15 protein-coding genes are annotated in these 16,001 nt (G+C 69.3%); 8 read left to right on the top strand and 7 right to left on the bottom strand.

Translation table 11 applies throughout. The annotated features are described in order from the left end of the window. Positions 1–94: 94 nt before the first annotated feature. The 4 genes from HWX07_RS16075 to HWX07_RS16060 form a co-directional block, all read right to left on the bottom strand. Positions 95–2,905: an Hsp70 family protein gene (locus HWX07_RS16075; protein ID WP_175876895.1), complete on the bottom strand. Its 2,811-nt coding sequence runs from the start codon at positions 2,903–2,905 to the stop codon at positions 95–97. Between the two features lie 5 nt (positions 2,906–2,910). Beyond that, positions 2,911–4,752, bottom strand: coding sequence for an Hsp70 family protein (locus tag HWX07_RS16070; protein WP_175876894.1), 1,842 nt, complete (start codon positions 4,750–4,752; stop codon positions 2,911–2,913). Then, positions 4,749–5,339: a DUF2760 domain-containing protein gene (locus HWX07_RS16065; protein ID WP_175876893.1), complete on the bottom strand. Its 591-nt coding sequence runs from the start codon at positions 5,337–5,339 to the stop codon at positions 4,749–4,751. Before HWX07_RS16065 ends, HWX07_RS16070 begins: the two co-directional genes overlap by 4 nt. A 262-nt stretch (positions 5,340–5,601) precedes the next feature. After that, positions 5,602–6,042 (bottom strand): Rrf2 family transcriptional regulator, encoded by a 441-nt coding sequence (locus tag HWX07_RS16060; RefSeq protein ID WP_175876892.1) that lies wholly within the window; start codon positions 6,040–6,042, stop codon positions 5,602–5,604. Positions 6,043–6,182: 140 nt separating this feature from the next. Here HWX07_RS16060 and HWX07_RS16055 point away from each other — a divergent pair, with 140 nt between their 5' ends. The 5 genes from HWX07_RS16055 (at position 6,183) to HWX07_RS16035 (ending at position 11,279) form a co-directional block, all read left to right on the top strand. Further along, a complete protein-coding gene (locus HWX07_RS16055; RefSeq protein ID WP_175876891.1) occupies positions 6,183–7,097 on the top strand; it encodes an NAD(P)/FAD-dependent oxidoreductase in 915 nt (304 codons plus the stop codon). Between the two features lie 137 nt (positions 7,098–7,234). Further along, positions 7,235–8,194 (top strand): LysR substrate-binding domain-containing protein, encoded by a 960-nt coding sequence (locus HWX07_RS16050; protein ID WP_175876890.1) that lies wholly within the window; start codon positions 7,235–7,237, stop codon positions 8,192–8,194. 128 nt (positions 8,195–8,322) lie between these two features. Continuing rightward, complete coding sequence (locus HWX07_RS16045) at positions 8,323–9,453, top strand: DSD1 family PLP-dependent enzyme (RefSeq protein WP_175876889.1); 1,131 nt, start codon at positions 8,323–8,325, stop codon at positions 9,451–9,453. A gap of 107 nt (positions 9,454–9,560) precedes the next feature. Beyond that, positions 9,561–10,532 carry an ornithine cyclodeaminase family protein gene (locus HWX07_RS16040; RefSeq protein ID WP_175876888.1) on the top strand — a complete coding sequence of 324 codons (972 nt, stop codon included), beginning with the start codon at positions 9,561–9,563 and terminating at the stop codon, positions 10,530–10,532. A gap of 24 nt (positions 10,533–10,556) precedes the next feature. Then, positions 10,557–11,279 (top strand): HAD family hydrolase, encoded by a 723-nt coding sequence (locus tag HWX07_RS16035; protein ID WP_175876887.1) that lies wholly within the window; start codon positions 10,557–10,559, stop codon positions 11,277–11,279. 60 nt (positions 11,280–11,339) lie between these two features. Here HWX07_RS16035 and HWX07_RS16030 read toward each other — a convergent pair whose 3' ends face one another. Both HWX07_RS16030 and HWX07_RS16025 read right to left on the bottom strand, forming a co-directional pair. After that, a complete protein-coding gene (locus HWX07_RS16030) occupies positions 11,340–11,957 on the bottom strand; it encodes a glutathione S-transferase family protein (protein ID WP_175808222.1) in 618 nt (205 codons plus the stop codon). Positions 11,958–12,054: 97 nt separating this feature from the next. Then, complete coding sequence (locus HWX07_RS16025; RefSeq protein WP_175808221.1) at positions 12,055–12,423, bottom strand: hypothetical protein; 369 nt, start codon at positions 12,421–12,423, stop codon at positions 12,055–12,057. Between the two features lie 81 nt (positions 12,424–12,504). Between HWX07_RS16025 and HWX07_RS16020 the strand changes: the two genes are divergently transcribed. Beyond that, positions 12,505–12,972, top strand: coding sequence for a MarR family transcriptional regulator (locus tag HWX07_RS16020; RefSeq protein ID WP_175876886.1), 468 nt, complete (start codon positions 12,505–12,507; stop codon positions 12,970–12,972). A 146-nt stretch (positions 12,973–13,118) separates the two neighbouring features. Further along, positions 13,119–13,880, top strand: coding sequence for an isocitrate lyase/phosphoenolpyruvate mutase family protein (locus HWX07_RS16015; RefSeq protein WP_175876885.1), 762 nt, complete (start codon positions 13,119–13,121; stop codon positions 13,878–13,880). A gap of 196 nt (positions 13,881–14,076) precedes the next feature. Here the strand turns inward: HWX07_RS16015 and HWX07_RS16010 are convergent, their stop codons facing one another. Continuing rightward, a complete protein-coding gene (locus HWX07_RS16010) occupies positions 14,077–14,976 on the bottom strand; it encodes a LysR family transcriptional regulator (protein ID WP_175876884.1) in 900 nt (299 codons plus the stop codon). Positions 14,977–15,077: 101 nt separating this feature from the next. On the opposite strand from HWX07_RS16010, the gene HWX07_RS16005 reads away from it, so the two are divergent. After that, positions 15,078–15,956, top strand: coding sequence for an aldo/keto reductase family oxidoreductase (locus HWX07_RS16005; RefSeq protein ID WP_175876883.1), 879 nt, complete (start codon positions 15,078–15,080; stop codon positions 15,954–15,956). The last annotated feature ends 45 nt before the right edge of the window (positions 15,957–16,001 follow it).

The raw sequence follows: 16,001 nt of genomic DNA, 5'->3' as shown, positions 1-16,001 counted from the left end.
GAAACCGGCTTCGACGTCGTGCGATGGGCGGCGCGACCGCGATCGAGACTGGAGGCTTCGGTCTGCGAACGAGATCGAAGCCTCCGTACTGCGCTCACCCGCCCAGCAGCTTCAACCCGGCCGGCAGCGTTTCACCGAACACGCGCACCGTATCGGCTTCATCGAACGCGATCGCTTCACGGACCATGTCGATCCACGCCGCCGATGCATTCGCCGCCGACAGGCGCTTGATGACGGCCTCGCGCGTGTCGTCCGGCAGATCGCGCGAACGGTCGCCGGTCATCCGCGCGATCTGGGCAGCCGCGAACGCAGCCGGCTCGACCTGCTTCCAGTCGAGCGCGAACAGCGCATCGAGCCAACCGATGACGATTTCCGCCGGCACGACGCTGTGCGCACTGCCATAGAACGGCCGCCTTGCTCCGATCCGCCCGAGCGCCCACGCGCACAACGCGCGATCGGCCGGCTTCTGCAATTGCGCGATCAGGCGCTCGGCCAGCTCGACCTTGCGCGCGACGGGCAGCCGTTCGAGCGACGCGGACAACCGCGTCATGTCGGCCGGCCCGACCTTGGCCGGATCGAACGGCAGCTTGCGCCGCTTGTCGTCGGATGGCTCGAGGAACGCGATCGCGTCGCGCACCTGCGTCTGCGCATCGTCGTCGAGGCCGCCGGCCACGCGCCGCCACAGCGTCCACCACTCGGACCACACCTGTGCATCGGTCACATACTGAATGCCGTCGTCGAACAGCGGCCACAGCTGCTCGATGCGCCATGCGTCGAGCGGATGGCCGAAACCCGGACGCAGGCAATACCCGGCGAGATTCAGCCACGCGCGCTCATGATCGGCCGAGCGACGCCGCCGCCGCGCCCGCGCAAGCAACGCGTCGAACAGTTCGCGTGCGAGCGCGACATCCCAGTCTTCGCGCGCGCCGAGCACCTGTTCGAGTTGCGCGCGCAACCGGCGCGTGTCCTTCGGCGTCACGCCCGCGGCCTTGCTGCCGAACGAACGCTCGATCAGCTCGAGCGCCTGGTCGAGCCGCGGATGCCGCGCGAGCGCCGCATCGTCGCCTTGCACCGGTGCATCGCCGCGCAACTGGAATTCGAGCCGCCAGCGGCGCGCCGCGTCGTCGGTCGCGATGCAATGCATTTCGAGCGTGCCGACCTCGGTCAGCGACGCGGTGAGCTTCACCGGCGTTTCGCGCGCGTCGCCGCCCGCCTTCGCGTCGACGACCGTCGCGATCGGCGGCAGCCGCACGAAATCGCCGCCGTCGAGATCGACGAGATCGCCGGGTTGATACTTCGTGTCGGCCACCGTCGACACGAGGTGGAAACGCACCGGCTGCCCGAGCTGCAGCGCGAACGTGCGATCGTCGAGGCGGATCTCGCGGCCCTCTTCCGCGCCGCGCGGCAGCAGGCAGACGCCGCGGGCGGCTGCGTCGCCTTCGCCATCGTCGAGCACGAGGAAATAGCTCCGCGCGGAGCCGCCGCCGATGCGCGGCGCATGCCCGGCGCGCGCAAGCCCGTAGGCCACCGCGCCGCGCGCGACGGCCACATCGGGATGCGCGTTGTGCAGCACGTCGAGCGGTGCGCCGCGCCACGCACCGAGCGTCTGCGCGAGACGACCGGCGAGCGCGCCCGCGCGGAACACGCCGCCGTTGAGCAGCAGCGTGTCCGGCAGCGGGCCTTCCGCATGACGGTTCAGAAACGCGGCGACGTGGCGCGTGACGGCCGCGTCGCTCGCATACGGCAAGCCGAATTCGACGATCGCCGCGCGCGCACGGCGCGGCAATTCGCCGGCCTCGACCTGCGGAAAGAACCCGTCGACGACGATCTGCTCGACTTCCTGCCGCGTCAGCTCCGCCGAACGCGCACCGCCGACGAGCTTGCTGCCCGCGCCGAGCAGCGTGACGGTGACGGACGCCGGCGCGTCGTCACCGAGCAGCCGCTCCTTCGCCGCGCGGCAGCGCTCGACGAGTTGCGACAGGCTCGCGGCCGACAGCCGCGTACCGGGCTCGGTCAGCCGTGACTCGACCAGGCGCGCGAGCGCAAGGTCCATGTTGTCGCCGCCGAGCATCAGGTGATTGCCGACGCCGACGCGCGTGAAGGTCGGTTCGCCGTCGTCGCCCGGCGCGACGTCGACGAGCGTGAGGTCGGTCGTGCCGCCGCCGACGTCGCAGATCAGCACGCGCCGCGCCGCGGCGAACGTCTCGCGCAACGTGTCGCGCTGGCCGTACAGCCAGTCGTAGAACGCGGCCTGCGGTTCTTCGAGCAAGCGCAGCGCCGGCAGCTTCGCGCGCCGCGCGGCCTCGACGGTCAACGCACGCGCGCCGTCGTCGAACGACGCGGGCACCGTCAGGATCACGTCCTGCTGCGCGAGCGGCGCATCGGGAAAACGCGCGTTCCACGCGTCGCGCACATGCGCGAGATAGCTCGCGCTCGCATCGACCGGCGACACCTTGTCGACGCCATCGGCCGCGCCCCACGGCAGGATCGCCGCGAGCCGGTCGACCGCGGCGTGCGACAGCCAGCTCTTCGCGCTGGTCACGAGCCGCCCCGGCACCTGCGCGCCGAGCGTGCGCGCGTAGCGGCCGATCACGGCGGGCAGTGCACCGGCCGCATTAGCGTCGGCCTTCGGATCAGCCTTCGCGTCCGCGTTCGGAGCGGCCTTCGAAACCGCCTTCGCATCCCCCTTCGAATCCGCCGCCCACGGCAGCCGCAACGCATCCTGCGGCAGCTCGCCCGCCGCCGGGTGATAGCGCACCGACGGCAGCAGCGGCTGCGCGGCCACCGCGCCGGGCCCGACCAGTTGCTCGACGTCGAACACGCGGATCGCGTCGGAGCCGGCCTCGACGTACGCGACGACCGTATTGCTCGTGCCGAGGTCGATGCCGACCGTATAACGCTTCATCGCGCTCAGGCGGCGCCGCGCACGTCGAACTCGACCTTCCAGCGCTCGTTCGTGCCGCTCGGGATCGCCTCGAGTTCGAGCGTGCCGGCTTCGGTCACGCGCGCATGCAGCTTCACCGGCACGACTTCGCCGACGGTGCGCCCTTCGGCGGGCAGCGTCGCCTGGATTTCCTCCAGCTCCTGCAGCTCTTCCGGCGACCAGTAGTCGAGCAGCGTGCCGACCTGATCCTGGCGGCGCACCGACGAACCGAAGAAGCGGAACTGCACCGGTTCGCCGACGACGAGACCGAACTCCTGCGGCGGCAGCGCCGCGTCCGAGCCTTCCTCCATCCCGAACGGCGCGACGCACAGCGCCTGCACCGGCGGCTCGAGCCCCGGCACCGCGGGCATCGCCGATTCGATCGCGACGTAGTACGCACGCGCCGTGCCGCCGCGAATGCGCACGCCGCGGCCGCGCTTCACGTAGCCGTAGTACGCCGCGCCGCGCGCGACCGCGAGATCGAGATCCGCGCCTTCGAGCAGGCGGGCGGGCGGCGCGCCTTCCGCGGCGAGCCAGCTGTTGAGCGTATCGAGCACGCGCTGCGTGAGCAGCGTCGACTTGAACACGCCGCCGTTGAACAGCACAGCGGTCGGATGCAGGAACGTCGCGCCCTGCGGCAGCGTGCGCTGCACGCCTTCGAGCGTGTCGAGCGCCGCGACCTGGCGGCCGAGGAATGCCGCGAGATGGCGCGTGATGCCGGCATCCTGCGCATACGGCAGGCCGAGCTGCGTCAGGCCGACACGCGCGCGGCTCACCGGGCGCGCGGCCGCATCGACCTGCGGGAAGAAACCTTCGAGAATCGTCTGCGTCAGTTCCGCGCGCGTCAGCTCGGTGCGGATCGAGCCGCCGATCAGCTTCGAGCCGCGGCTCGGCACGACGAGCGGCACCGCGTCGGTGGTCGGGTCGGACAGCAGCGTTTCCTTGGCCGAGCGGCACGCGTAGGTCAGCGCGCGCAGTTGCCACGGATCGGCCTGCGTGCCCTGCTGCGCGAGCTTGCGCGCGACCACGTGCGCGAGCGCGAGGTCCATGTTGTCGCCGCCGAGCAGGATGTGCTCGCCCACCGCCACGCGATGCAGTTCGAGATTGCCGTCGCGCTCGACCACCGCGATCAGCGACAGGTCGGTCGTGCCGCCGCCGACGTCGACGCACAGGATCAGGTCGCCGACCTGCACCTGCTTGCGCCAGCCGCCTTCGCTCTTCTGGATCCAACTGTAAAGCGCCGCTTGCGGCTCTTCCAGCAGCGTCATCCGCGAGTAGCCGGCGGCGCGCGCGGCTTCCGCCGTCAGTTCGCGCGCGGCCGGATCGAACGACGCGGGGATCGTGACCGTCACGTCCTGGTCGGCGAACGGCACGTCGGGATGCGCGTGGTCCCACGCTTCGCGCAGGTGCGTCAGATAGCGGATCGAGCTTTCCAGCGGCGACACGCGGGCCACTTCCGGCGGCGCATCGCTCGGCAGGATCGCCGCGCGGCGGTCGACACCCGGGTGACACAGCCAGCTCTTCGCGCTCGATACGAGGCGGATCGGCGTGCCGGCACCGCGCGTGCGCGCCATTTCGCCGACCGCGAAGCCGCGCGAATCCGTCCACGGCAGCGTCAGGTCGCCCTGCGTCAGTTCGCTTTCATGCGGCAGGTAGAGGAACGACGGCAGCAGGTCGCGCGATTCCAGCGCGCCGGGTGCGGTCAACTGCGCGATCGGCAGCACCTGCTGCGTGATCTTTTCGCCGTCGCTCGTGCTGCTGTCGACGTACGACAGCGCGCAATGGGTCGTCCCGAGGTCGATACCGATCGAATAGCGTGGATCGCTCACAGTTCCACCTCCGCCGGTGCGACGACCGATGCGTCGTGGCTGCCCGTCAGCTTCGGCAGGCGCACGTCGGCCACGCGCCAGCCGCGATGGCTGACGGTGCCGGTGAACGGCGCGGAGCCGACCACGTTGCCGGTCACGCGCACGGCCGTCGCGTCGAAGCCGGCCGGCAGCGTCACGCGGCTGCCTTCGGCTTCGTCGCGCACCGGCACGATCGTGAAGTGTTCGCGCAGCGCGGCGCGGCAACCGTCGTGCACGAGGCGTGCGGCCGCGCCGATGTCGGCGTCCGCGTAGCCGGCGATGTCTTCCTCGACGAAATCGATGAAGCGCGCATCGCGTTGCAGCAGGCCGAGCAGTTGCAGGGCGGCCTGCGGGCTCGCTTCGCGCAGCTCGGGGGCCGCCGCCTTCACCGGCGCGGGTGCGACGGGCGCGGCAGCGGGCGCCGGGGTCGGGGCGGGTGCAACGGGTGCCGGCGCGCCATCGCGCACGCGCAGTACGTCGGCCGCGAACTCGCGATTGCCGAGCACGGAGAAGAACGTGCCGACGGCCAGCGACAGCCGGCCGAAGAAGGACAGGTTGGATTCGGGCATGGGGTCTGGACTCCTGTGGGCTCGCAGCACGGCGAGCGTTTCTTGCCTGGGCGCCCGGCGGCGGCGTGCGGCATGCGCACTGGCGCCGCCCGGCGCGTGATTCGAACGCGCCCTCGCGGGTGCGGAAAACCCGTATTTTGCCCTGTGGCGGGCGAACCGGGCAGAAGTTGGGGGACAGAACATGGCGGCGCGGCGGTTTCGGCCGCGCCGGATCGTGCCAGATTGCGTGTCAGGCGCGCTCGATCGGGATGCCTGCGCCACGTCAGCGCGTGTACCCCCGCAGCGCCGCCTTCGCTTCGAAATCGCGCGACAGCATGCCGAGCGTGACTTCGCCGAAGCGTGCCAGGAGCGACGCTTCGGCGTCCTTCAGCGTCGCCGACAGATGCGCGTTGACCGCCTGTTCGACCAGGCATTCGGGCTCGTCCTCGGGCACCAGGTCGGAAAACAGCGGCGGCTCGCCCACCGCGCGATAGACGTCGAGCAGCGTGATGTCGTCGAGCGCGACGCTCAGCGCCCAGCCGCCGCCGTGCCCCTTCTCCGACTGCACGTAGCCGCAATCGCGCAACCCGCCGAGCAGGCGCCGCACGACGACCGGGTTCGTGCACAGCATCGTCGCGATCGTCTCCGACGTCAGCGGGCCGTCGGCCTGGTCCATGTGGATCAGCGCATGCAGCATGCGCGACAAACGGCTGTCGGTTCTCACAAGCGGGACTCCCCTCTCTCGAAACTTCTGAAGTTGCATGAATGATATCACCGCCCTATCATGCAACTTCTCGTGTTTCATGAGTTGGCCGCAAGCGGAGCACGTGGGTCATTCACGCAGGTTCAGAAAGGAGTTGATGCATGCATTCCCGTCATGAAGTGATCGTGATCGGCGGCAGCTTCGCGGGGCTGTCGGCCGCGATGCAGCTGGCGCGGGCACGCCGCCGCGTGCTCGTGATCGATGCCGGCCGGCCGCGCAACCGCTTTGCCGAACACGCGCACGGCTTCTTCGGGCAGGACGGCAAGCCGCCCGCGCGGATCGTCGCCGAAGCCGCCGCGCAACTCGCCGCGTATCCGACCGTGCAGCGCATCGAAGGCGAGGCGCGCACCGCCGAGCGCGACGCGCACGGACGCTTTCACGTGACGCTGGCCGACGGCAGCCGCGCAAGCGCCGACCGACTGATTCTCGCGACCGGCATTCGCGACGAACTGCCCGCGCTGCCGGGGCTCGCGGAACGCTGGGGCGTCACCGTGCTGCACTGCCCGTACTGCCACGGATATGAAGTGAGCGGCCAGCGGCTCGGCGTGCTCGCCACGCATCCGCTGTCGGTCCATCAGGCGATCCTGATTCCGGACTGGGGCCCGACGACGTGGTTCACGCAGGGCGTGGTCGAAGCGAACGAAGAGGAAGCCGCGTTGCTTGCGGCGCGCGGCGTGCGCATCGAGCACTCGCCGGTCGTCGAGATCCTCGGCGATGCGCCGCGTATCGACGCGCTGCGGCTCGCCGACGGGCAGGTCGTGCCGATCGACGCACTCTTCATCGGCGCGCGCACCGACATGGCGAGCGACCTCGCGCGGCAACTCGGCTGCGCGTTCGACGAAGGGCCGCTCGGCACCGCGATTCGCGTCGATACGTGGAAACAGACGAGCGTCGCCGGCGTGTACGCGGCCGGCGACGCGTCGAGCCTGATGACCAATGCGACGTTCGCATCGGCTTCGGGCGTGGCGGCCGGCGTGGGCGCCCACCGGTCGCTGATTTTCGGGCTGGATGCGTAGGTGGGTTCGCAGGCGGAACGTCGCGATCGATTCGGAAAACTCAATATATCGGGCGAATGGGACAGGCGCGTTCCGGCCATCCTCGGCGTCGTGGCTCCACGCCACGTCGATGGCTTCGCCGCTCGATATGCGGTTTAATGCTCGACATCATCCGCATTAAGAGCCATGAAATGCTCGACCTCGACGATCTCCGACTCGTCCGGGCGATCGGCACATCGCGATCCCTGGCCGCTGCCGCCCGGCTGCTCGATCTCACGCCGCCCGCGGTCACGATTCGCCTGCAACGAATGGAGGCACGCCTGAACGCGCGGCTCGCCGTGCGGCAGCCGAAAGGCATTGCGCTGACCGACGAAGGGCAGCGGCTGTACCAGGAAGCCGTCGGCATTCTCGAGCGCGTGGAGGCGCTGCCGGTCAGCATCGCGGGCGACCACGGCGACGTGCAGGGCACGCTGCGCGTCGTCGCCCCGCTCGGCTTCGGCCGCAAGTACGTCGCGCGGATCGTGCGCGACGTGCAGCGCGCGCATCCGAAACTCGAAATCTCGCTCCACCTGTCGGAGAGCCCGCTGACCAGCGCATCGGGGGCCGACGTGGTCGTCCATGTCGGCAGCCTCAAGTCGTCTTCGTGGATCGGCTATCCGCTCGCGCCCAACGAGCGCTTCCTGTGCGCGAGCCCCGGGTACGCGCGCCGCCTCAAGGACCTGAATCATCCGTCCGACCTGACCCGATACGACTGCCTGTGCCTGCGCGAAAACGACGAGGACATCCCGCGCTGGCGCTTCTCGCCCGCGAACGGCATCGAGGGCGAATCGCGACGGGCTACCGTCATCCGCGTCACCGGCGCGCTGTCGTCCAACGACGGCACCGTCATCACCGAATGGGCGCTGGCCGGGCTCGGCATCGTCGAGCGCTCCGAATGGGACGTCGCGCCGCTGCTCGCGAACGGCAAGCTCGTCCGGTTGCTGCCCGGCTGGCGCCTGCCGCCCGCGCCGGTAACGGCGCTGCTGCCGTCGCGCACCGGCCGCTCCGCGCGGCAGCGCGTGTTTCTCGATGCCGCGCGGCAGTTTCTCGATCCGCCGCCGTGGCGCGGCAAAGCGTGAACCGACTGCTGTCCACGAGGCACTTCCGGATTAAAAGCCGCTTAATGGCAAATTAGCCCCGCATTAAACACGACGCGAGCCAACCGCCCTACAGTGTCCGCATCGGCAACCCCGCAATCGGACGCATCGTGGACCTTCATACCCTCAACACCCCGGCCGCATTGATCGACGTCGGCCGCATGCAGCGCAACATCGCGCGCATGCAGACGCATCTGGACGCGCTCGGCGTGCGGTTCCGGCCGCACGTCAAGACCACCAAATGCCGACAGGTCGTCGACGCGCAGATCGCGGCGGGCGCGCAAGGCATCACGGTATCGACGCTCAAGGAAGCCGAGCAGTTCTTCGCGGACGGCATCCGCGACATCGTCTATGCGGTCGGCATGGTGCCCGCCAAGCTCGGCCAGGCGCTTGCGCTGCGCCGCCAAGGCTGCGACCTGAAGATCGTCGCCGACAGCCTGCCGGCCGCGCACGCGATCGCCGCCTTCGGGCGCGAGCACGGCGAACGTTTCGACGTGTGGATCGAGGTCGACGTCGACGGCCACCGCTCGGGCATCCCGCCCGACGCCGACCTGCTGATCGACGTCGGCCGCGCGCTGACCGACGGCGGCATGCTGCTCGGCGGCGTGCTCGCTCACGCGGGCTCCAGCTACGAATACGACACGCGCGCGGCACTCATCGCGATCGCCGAACAGGAGCGCAGCCGCACCGTGCGGGCGGCGGACCGCCTGAGGGCCGCCGGGTTGCCGTGCCCGGTCGTGAGCATCGGGTCGACGCCCACCGCGCTGGCCGCGGAACGGCTCGACGGCGTGACCGAAGTGCGCGCCGGCGTGTACGTGATGTTCGACCTCGTGATGCACAACATCGGCGTGTGCGAGCCGTCCGACATCGCGCTGTCGGTGCTGACCACCGTGATCGGCCATCAGGAAGAGAAAGGGTGGGCGATCGTCGACGCGGGCTGGATGGCGATGAGCCGCGACCGCGGCACGCAGCGCCAGGCGCGCGATTTCGGCTATGGGCAGGTCTGTACCGAAGCCGGCGACGTGCTCGGCGACTACCTGATGAGCGGCGCCAACCAGGAACACGGAATCGTGTCGCGCGCGGGCACGCCGGATACGGGCATCGCGCAGCGGTTTCCGATCGGCACGCGGCTGCGCATCCTGCCGAATCACGCGTGCGCCACCGGCGCTCAGCATCCCGAATACCAGGCCATCGGCGACGACGGCGCCGCGCAGACGTGGCCGCGCTTCTATGGTTGGTGAGCGAGGCCCGCTTCCATCCCGCGCCCTCCGCACATTGACTATTTGTCCATATTTGGACAAACTTTAAAAACTCTCGATTCGCCCCGTACCGCAAAGGCACCCCGACCATGCCGACCGACGCCCGCCTTCTTCTCCTCGACCGCGATGCCGTCGAGCCCGCCCTGCAAACCGGGCAAGTGATGGCGGCCGTGCGCGAAGCCTTCGTGCTGCACAGTCAAAGGGCCGGACGCGTATTCCCGGTCGTGCGCGAGAAGCTGCATACCGGCGGCGTGTTCGGCATCAAGTCGGGCGACGTCGCCGGCCAGGATCTGCTCGGCTTCAAGGCGGCCGGATTCTGGCCGGCCAATCGAACCGTCGGCGGCGAGCCGCATCAGGCCACCGTCGCGTTGTTCGATCCGGCGACGGGCCGCCCGCTGTGCATCATGGACGGCAACGCGATCACCACCGCGCGAACCGGCGCGGCGGGGGGCCTTGGGCTGCAACAGCTCGCGCGGCGCGACAGCACGCGGCTCTGCGTGTTCGGCACCGGCGTGCAGGCGCGCGTGCAGCTCGACTACGCGCTCGCGCTGCTGCCGCGGCGGTGCACGGTGCAATACGTGACCGTCAGCGGCAAACCGGACCCTGTATTCGAAGCGCACTTCGTCGATCGATGCACGATCGGGGTGGCGCGCGACCGGAACGATGCGGTCGCCAATAGCGACGTGGTGATCACGGCCACGCCCGGCGGCGGCCCCTTGTTCGATGCGGATGCGGTTCAGCCGGGCACCCACCTGACCTGCGTGGGAGCCGATACCGCGGGCAAGCGCGAACTGCCGGCCGGCGTGCTGGAACGCGCGCGCATCGTCGTCGACGATCACGATCAGGCACGCAGCATCGGCGAGTGCCAGTGGGCGCCGGATTTGCCGCGCACGGAAATCGGTGACATCCTCGCGGGTGCGACATCGGTCGACCGTGCCGCGCACGAGATCACCGTCTTCGACATGACGGGGCTCGCGCTGCAGGATCTGACCGTCGCGCGCTTCCTGTATCGGCATGCCCTCGACAACGGCAGTGGAACCTCCGTTCCGTGGCCCTGGTAAAACGACTTCCCGCTTTCAACCGCCATGCGTCTCGCCAAAGTTTCCGCCCTCTCGTTCGACCTCGACGACACCCTGTGGCCGTTCGGGCCGTCCGTCGTTCGGGCCGAGGCGACGCTGCGCACATGGCTGATCGAGCACGCGCCCAATACCGCAAGCGTGCTGCCGACGCAACAGGCGCTCAGTGCGCTCCGTGAGGAATACGAACGGTTGTGCCCGGATCTCGCCAGCGACTATCGCGCGATGCGAATCGGCTCGATCCGGCTTGCGCTGGAACGCGCGAACGAAGATGTCTCGCTGACCGAGTCCGCTTACGACGTCTTCTACGCGGCGCGCAATCGTGTCGAATTCTACGAAGACGCATTGCCGGCGCTGGCGTGGTTGAGCGCCCGCTTTCCATTGATCGCGGTCACCAACGGCAACGCCGACCTTCGGCTGACCGGCGGCGGCGAATTCTTCCGCACGACGCTCAGCGCGCGTGCATTCGGCTTCGCCAAGCCCGAACCCGAAATCTTCCATGCGGCGGCGGACGCGCTCGGCGTGCGGCCGGCCGAATTGCTGCATGTGGGCGACGACTTCCACCTCGATATCGTCGGCGCGTTGAATGCGGGGCTTCAGGCCGCTTGGGTCGTACGCGAGCCTGGGGAGGAAGGAGGACAGGCGCCGCTGCGTACGGAAACACCGCATCTCATGTTGCGTGACCTGGCGATGCTGTGTCGTGCGCTGGGCGGGCCCGACACCGTTTCGTGATCATGGGCGGGCGCGGCGCGTCATGCCGATGCGGCACATGACCCGCCGCCCGTTTCACTTTCACGCCGCCTTCCTCGCGTCCGCGATCCGCTGCGGCGCCTTCGGCCGCGCATACAGCCGTTCGAGATACGCGCGCAATTGCGGGAACGGTTCGATCAAGTGGCATTCGCTCGCCCAGTCGATCAGGTAGGCCGTCACGCAATCGGCCACCGTCAGCGAATCGCCGACGATGAATTCGCGCCCTTCGAGATGCGTGTCGAGAATCGCGGCCATCGTCGTGAAATCCTCGCGCGCCAGTTCGATATCGGCCGGCGAGCGCTTCTCCGGCGGATAGAGGAACGTATGCCGCGTGATCCGCCACAGCGGTTGCTCCAGCTCCGTCACCGCGAACATGATCCATCGATAGGCCTCCGCCCGCAGCGCCGGATCGACGGGCAGCAGCGCCTTCTCCGGGTACTTGTCCGCGAGATACAGAACGATCGCGGCCGATTCGGGAATCACGAGGTCGCCGTCCACCAGCACCGGCACCTTGCCGGCCGGATTGAGGCGCAGGAATTCGGGCCGCTTGTGCGCGCCCTCGAGCAGGTTGACCGACACGAATTCGAAATCCGCATCCAGTTCCTTCAGCCCCCACAGCGCCCGTTGCGAGCGGGTGCCGGCAAATCCGTAAAGCTTCATCGCCAGTCTCCATCCAGAACGTCGTAAAAATATTTGCCGCATGCCGGGCACGACACGTCGCGCGACGCGACGCGCGGCGCCCCGCAGCGCGCGTCGCTCATGCGCCGGGAATCGCCAGCACCGGCATCACGTCCACCGACACGCCCGGGAACAGCGTGAAATGCGGATGACCTTCGAACAGCGCGGCGGCCGCCTCGTGCGACGCCGCCCGCACGACGGTGAAGCCGCTCAGCGCATTGGTCGTGTCGTGAATGCCGCTCGCGTCGATGCGCTTGGTCTTGCCGAGCGGGCCGCCCAGCTCGACGATCGCGTCGCGATGCCGCTCGACCCACGCATGCCACGCGGCGATGCCGTCACGCTCGCGGGTGCGCCGCTCCTCCTCCGGCAGCGCGATCCAGGCCTTCATCGCCGGGCTATCCTGGGTTCCGAGAAATACGGCGAGATACAACGGTTGTTGCGCACTCATGCCTTCTCCTCCGATGACGGGCGCGGCGGGCTGCCGCGCCTCGACCTTGACACGATAGGTTGATATCAACACAATTGCAACATGGCACGCAAAGAAAAGCTTCCCTTCGAAACGACGCTGATGGTGCGCGATTGCTGCCTATGCCTGCACATGCAGCGCGCGGCCCGCAATCTGGCGCGCATCTTCGACGACGTGCTGCGCCCGCTCGACCTCACCAACGGCCAGTTTTCGCTGTTGATGTCGCTGAACCGGCCGCAACCGGGCCCGATGAAATCGGTCGCGTCGCTGCTCGCGATGGACCGCACCACGCTCACCGCGGCGCTCAAGCCGCTCGAGCGGCGCGGCCTCGTCACGATTACGCAAGACCCGGACGACCGACGCAGCCGCCTGCTGGAACTCACGCCAGCCGGACACGAGCTGCTGGCCGAAGCGTTCCCGCTGTGGCAGCAGACGCATGCCGAGATCGAGCGGCCGTTCGCGCCGGGCGAAGTCGACCAGTTGCGCGGCCAGTTGCGCACGCTGTCGATCGAGCCGGGGTCGCGCGACTGAGGCGGCGCACGGATCGTGCCGCGGCCGCCATGCGCACTTCCTGTCACACGCTGTCAGCAGACATTGCGCACGCCGGTCGCACCGCCCGATTCGATGGCAATATCGCTCGGCACGACAACCGATCCGGTATTCACGAGGAGACGAGCATGGGCAGCAACGAGAAAGGCGCGATTTTCCGGTCGCTTCACCGCGCGGGCCAGCCGTTGGCGCTGTTCAACGTATGGGATGCCGGCAGTGCGCGGGCGGCGGCCGACGCCGGCGCCGCCGCGCTGGCGACCGGCAGCTGGTCGGTCGCGGCAGCCAACGGTTTCGGCGACGGCGAGCAGATGCCGCGCGCGCTGATGATGGAAGTGCTGGAGCGGATCGTGCGCGCGACGGACCTGCCCGTCACCGTCGACCTCGAAAGCGGCTACGGCGAGCGGCCGGAAGATGTCGCCGAGACGATCGCGCTCAGCATCCGGGCCGGCGCGATCGGCTGCAATCTCGAAGACAGTTTTCCGTCGACGGGCGAACTGCGCGACGTCGACGAAGCGGCGGCCCGCCTCGCGGCAGCCCGGCAAGCCGCCGATCGCGCGGGCGCCGACTACTTCATCAACGCGCGCACCGACGTGTTCTTCAAGGCAGCCGCCGATACGCACGACGAACGATTGCTCGACGCGACGCTGGCGCGCGCCCGCGCTTATGCGGCGGCCGGCGCCGACGGCCTGTTCGTGCCGGGCCTGCGCTCGCCGGCGCTGATTCGCGCGCTGACCGCCGCGTCGCCGCTGCCGGTGAACGTGATGCGCGTCGCGGAAACGCCGACGCTCGCGGAACTCGCCGATTACGGCGTGGCGCGCATCAGCCACGGGCCGTATCCGTATCTGCAGGCGATGAAAGCGCTCGCGGCGCTGGTCAAGCAAGGCAACTGACGGATTCGCGGGACCGGCGGGCGTCCACCGCGCGTCAAACGATTACATCGCATGTCATTGGCGCACGGCACGCCCGCTTCCACGCTTCGGGGTCGCGCGGTCTGCTGCGGCACATGCGTCGCGCATCGATCGCCCCCTGACCGACGATGGCACGCGGCACCTGCTCGGCGCGCACGCCCGGCGCACGAACCAATGCTCAGGATACCTTGATGAAATCGATGAACGCGCGTAGCGCCGGCGGCACGAGCCGCCGCCCCGGGTAATACAGAAAGGGGCCGGAGAAGGGCCGCCACCACGGTTCGAGCACGGGCTCGAGCGCGCCGCTGTCGAAATGCGGGCGCACCCAGTCTTCGAACAGATACAGGACCCCCGTCCCGGCGATCGCCGCGTCGACCATCAGCTCCGTCGCCCCGCCGATCTGGACCAGCAGCGGCCCGGCGGCCGGCTCGACCCGCACGACCTCGCCGTCGCGCTCGTATTCCCACGGCGGCATCGCGCCGCTTGCGAAGCGTCCGCGCAGGCACCGATGGCCGAGCAGGTCGCGTGGATGCCGCGGCCGGCCGTGCCGGTCGAGATAGCCGGGCGCCGCCGCGGTCGCGAACCGCTGGATGCGCGGGCCGATCGGCACCGCGATCATGTCCTGTTCGAGCCGTTCGTCGTAGCGGATGCCCGCGTCGCAGCCGGCCGCCAGCACGTCGACGAAACTTTCGTCGGCGGTCACTTCCAGCCGGATGTCCGGATACGCCTCGAGAAAGCGCGGCACGATCGCCGGCAACACGAGCCGCGAGGCGCTGACCGGCACGTTGAGCTTCAGCGTGCCGGCCGGTCGGCCGCGGAATTCGTCGATACCGTCGAGCGCCGCCGCCACTTCGGTCAGGGCGGGCGCGAGGCGCGCGAGCAGGCGCTCGCCGGCTTCGGTGGGCACGACGCTGCGCGTCGTGCGGTGCAGCAGCCGCACGCCGAGCCGCGCTTCCAGCCGGCGCACGGCCTCGCTCAGGCCGGACGCACTGAGGCCCGTCACGCGTGCGGCATCGCGGAATCCATTGGCGCGTGCCACGGCCATGAATGCGTTCAGATCGCCCAGATCGGTTTGCATTGTTCGCCTTTTCGTACAACCCGTGCGAATTATGCCGGCTTATCGCGCAGCCGACTCGTCCTTATGCTGAACGCATTCATCTCTTCGACAGGAGTACGGTCATGCCCGATATTCGCCACACCGCCACCTTCAGGCTCGGCGATCGCCACGTCAAACGGATCGGCTACGGCGCGATGCAGCTTGCGGGCCCCGGTGTATTCGGGCCGCCGAAAGATCGCGAAGCCGCATTGAACGTGTTGCGCGAAGCCGTCGAATCCGGCGTCGACCATCTCGACACCAGCGACTTCTACGGCCCGCACGTCACGAACCAGTTGATTCGCGACGCGCTGCATCCGTATCGCGACGATCTCGTGATCGTCACCAAGATCGGCGCGCGCCGCGGCGACGACGCATCATGGCTGCCCGCTTTCGCGCCCGACGAACTCGAACGGGCCGTGCACGACAACCTGCGCAACCTGGGGCTCGATGTGCTCGACGTCGTCAACCTGCGCATCATGTTCGACACGCACGGGCCGGCCGAAGGATCGATCGAGGCGCCGCTGGCCACGCTCGCGGAGTTGCAGCGGCGCGGGCTCGTGCGGCACATCGGCCTGAGCAACGTCACGCCCGCGCAGGTCGCGCAAGGCCGGAGGATCTGCGACATCGTCTGCGTGCAGAACCACTACAACATCGCGCATCGCGGCGACGATGCGCTGATCGACACGCTGGCCCGTGACGGCATCGCGTACGTGCCGTACTTTCCGCTCGGCGGCTTCTCGCCGCTGCAGTCGTCGACGCTGTCCGGCGTCGCGGCCCGCCTCGGCGCGACGCCGATGCAGGTCGCGCTGGCGTGGCTGCTGCGCCGCGCGCCGAATCTCCTGCTGATTCCCGGCACGTCGTCGGTCGCGCATCTGCGCGAGAATCTCGCGGCCGCCGACCTCGATCTGCCGGCCGACGCGCTCGCGGCACTCGACGGCATCGCGGGCGCCGGCGCCGCCTGACGCGCGGACGATCGCCTGGCGGCCCGTGCCACGCGGGCCGCCAGG

This window comes from Burkholderia sp. BCC0097 (genome assembly GCF_902832985.1).
GTDB classification, from domain to species: Bacteria; Pseudomonadota; Gammaproteobacteria; order Burkholderiales; family Burkholderiaceae; genus Burkholderia; species Burkholderia orbicola.
This window is presented reverse-complemented; position numbering and strand designations above follow the sequence as displayed.

Coding starts and splice junctions, on each gene's coding strand:
- HWX07_RS16075 (WP_175876895.1), bottom strand. CDS start 2,905: ATGAAGCGTTATACGGTCGGCATCGACCTCGGCACGAGCAATACGGTC.
- HWX07_RS16065 (WP_175876893.1), bottom strand. CDS start 5,339: ATGCCCGAATCCAACCTGTCCTTCTTCGGCCGGCTGTCGCTGGCCGTC.
- HWX07_RS16055 (WP_175876891.1), top strand. CDS start 6,183: ATGCATTCCCGTCATGAAGTGATCGTGATCGGCGGCAGCTTCGCGGGG.
- HWX07_RS16050 (WP_175876890.1), top strand. CDS start 7,235: ATGCTCGACATCATCCGCATTAAGAGCCATGAAATGCTCGACCTCGAC.
- HWX07_RS16040 (WP_175876888.1), top strand. CDS start 9,561: ATGCCGACCGACGCCCGCCTTCTTCTCCTCGACCGCGATGCCGTCGAG.
- HWX07_RS16035 (WP_175876887.1), top strand. CDS start 10,557: ATGCGTCTCGCCAAAGTTTCCGCCCTCTCGTTCGACCTCGACGACACC.
- HWX07_RS16030 (WP_175808222.1), bottom strand. CDS start 11,957: ATGAAGCTTTACGGATTTGCCGGCACCCGCTCGCAACGGGCGCTGTGG.
- HWX07_RS16025 (WP_175808221.1), bottom strand. CDS start 12,423: ATGAGTGCGCAACAACCGTTGTATCTCGCCGTATTTCTCGGAACCCAG.
- HWX07_RS16020 (WP_175876886.1), top strand. CDS start 12,505: ATGGCACGCAAAGAAAAGCTTCCCTTCGAAACGACGCTGATGGTGCGC.
- HWX07_RS16015 (WP_175876885.1), top strand. CDS start 13,119: ATGGGCAGCAACGAGAAAGGCGCGATTTTCCGGTCGCTTCACCGCGCG.
- HWX07_RS16010 (WP_175876884.1), bottom strand. CDS start 14,976: ATGCAAACCGATCTGGGCGATCTGAACGCATTCATGGCCGTGGCACGC.
- HWX07_RS16005 (WP_175876883.1), top strand. CDS start 15,078: ATGCCCGATATTCGCCACACCGCCACCTTCAGGCTCGGCGATCGCCAC.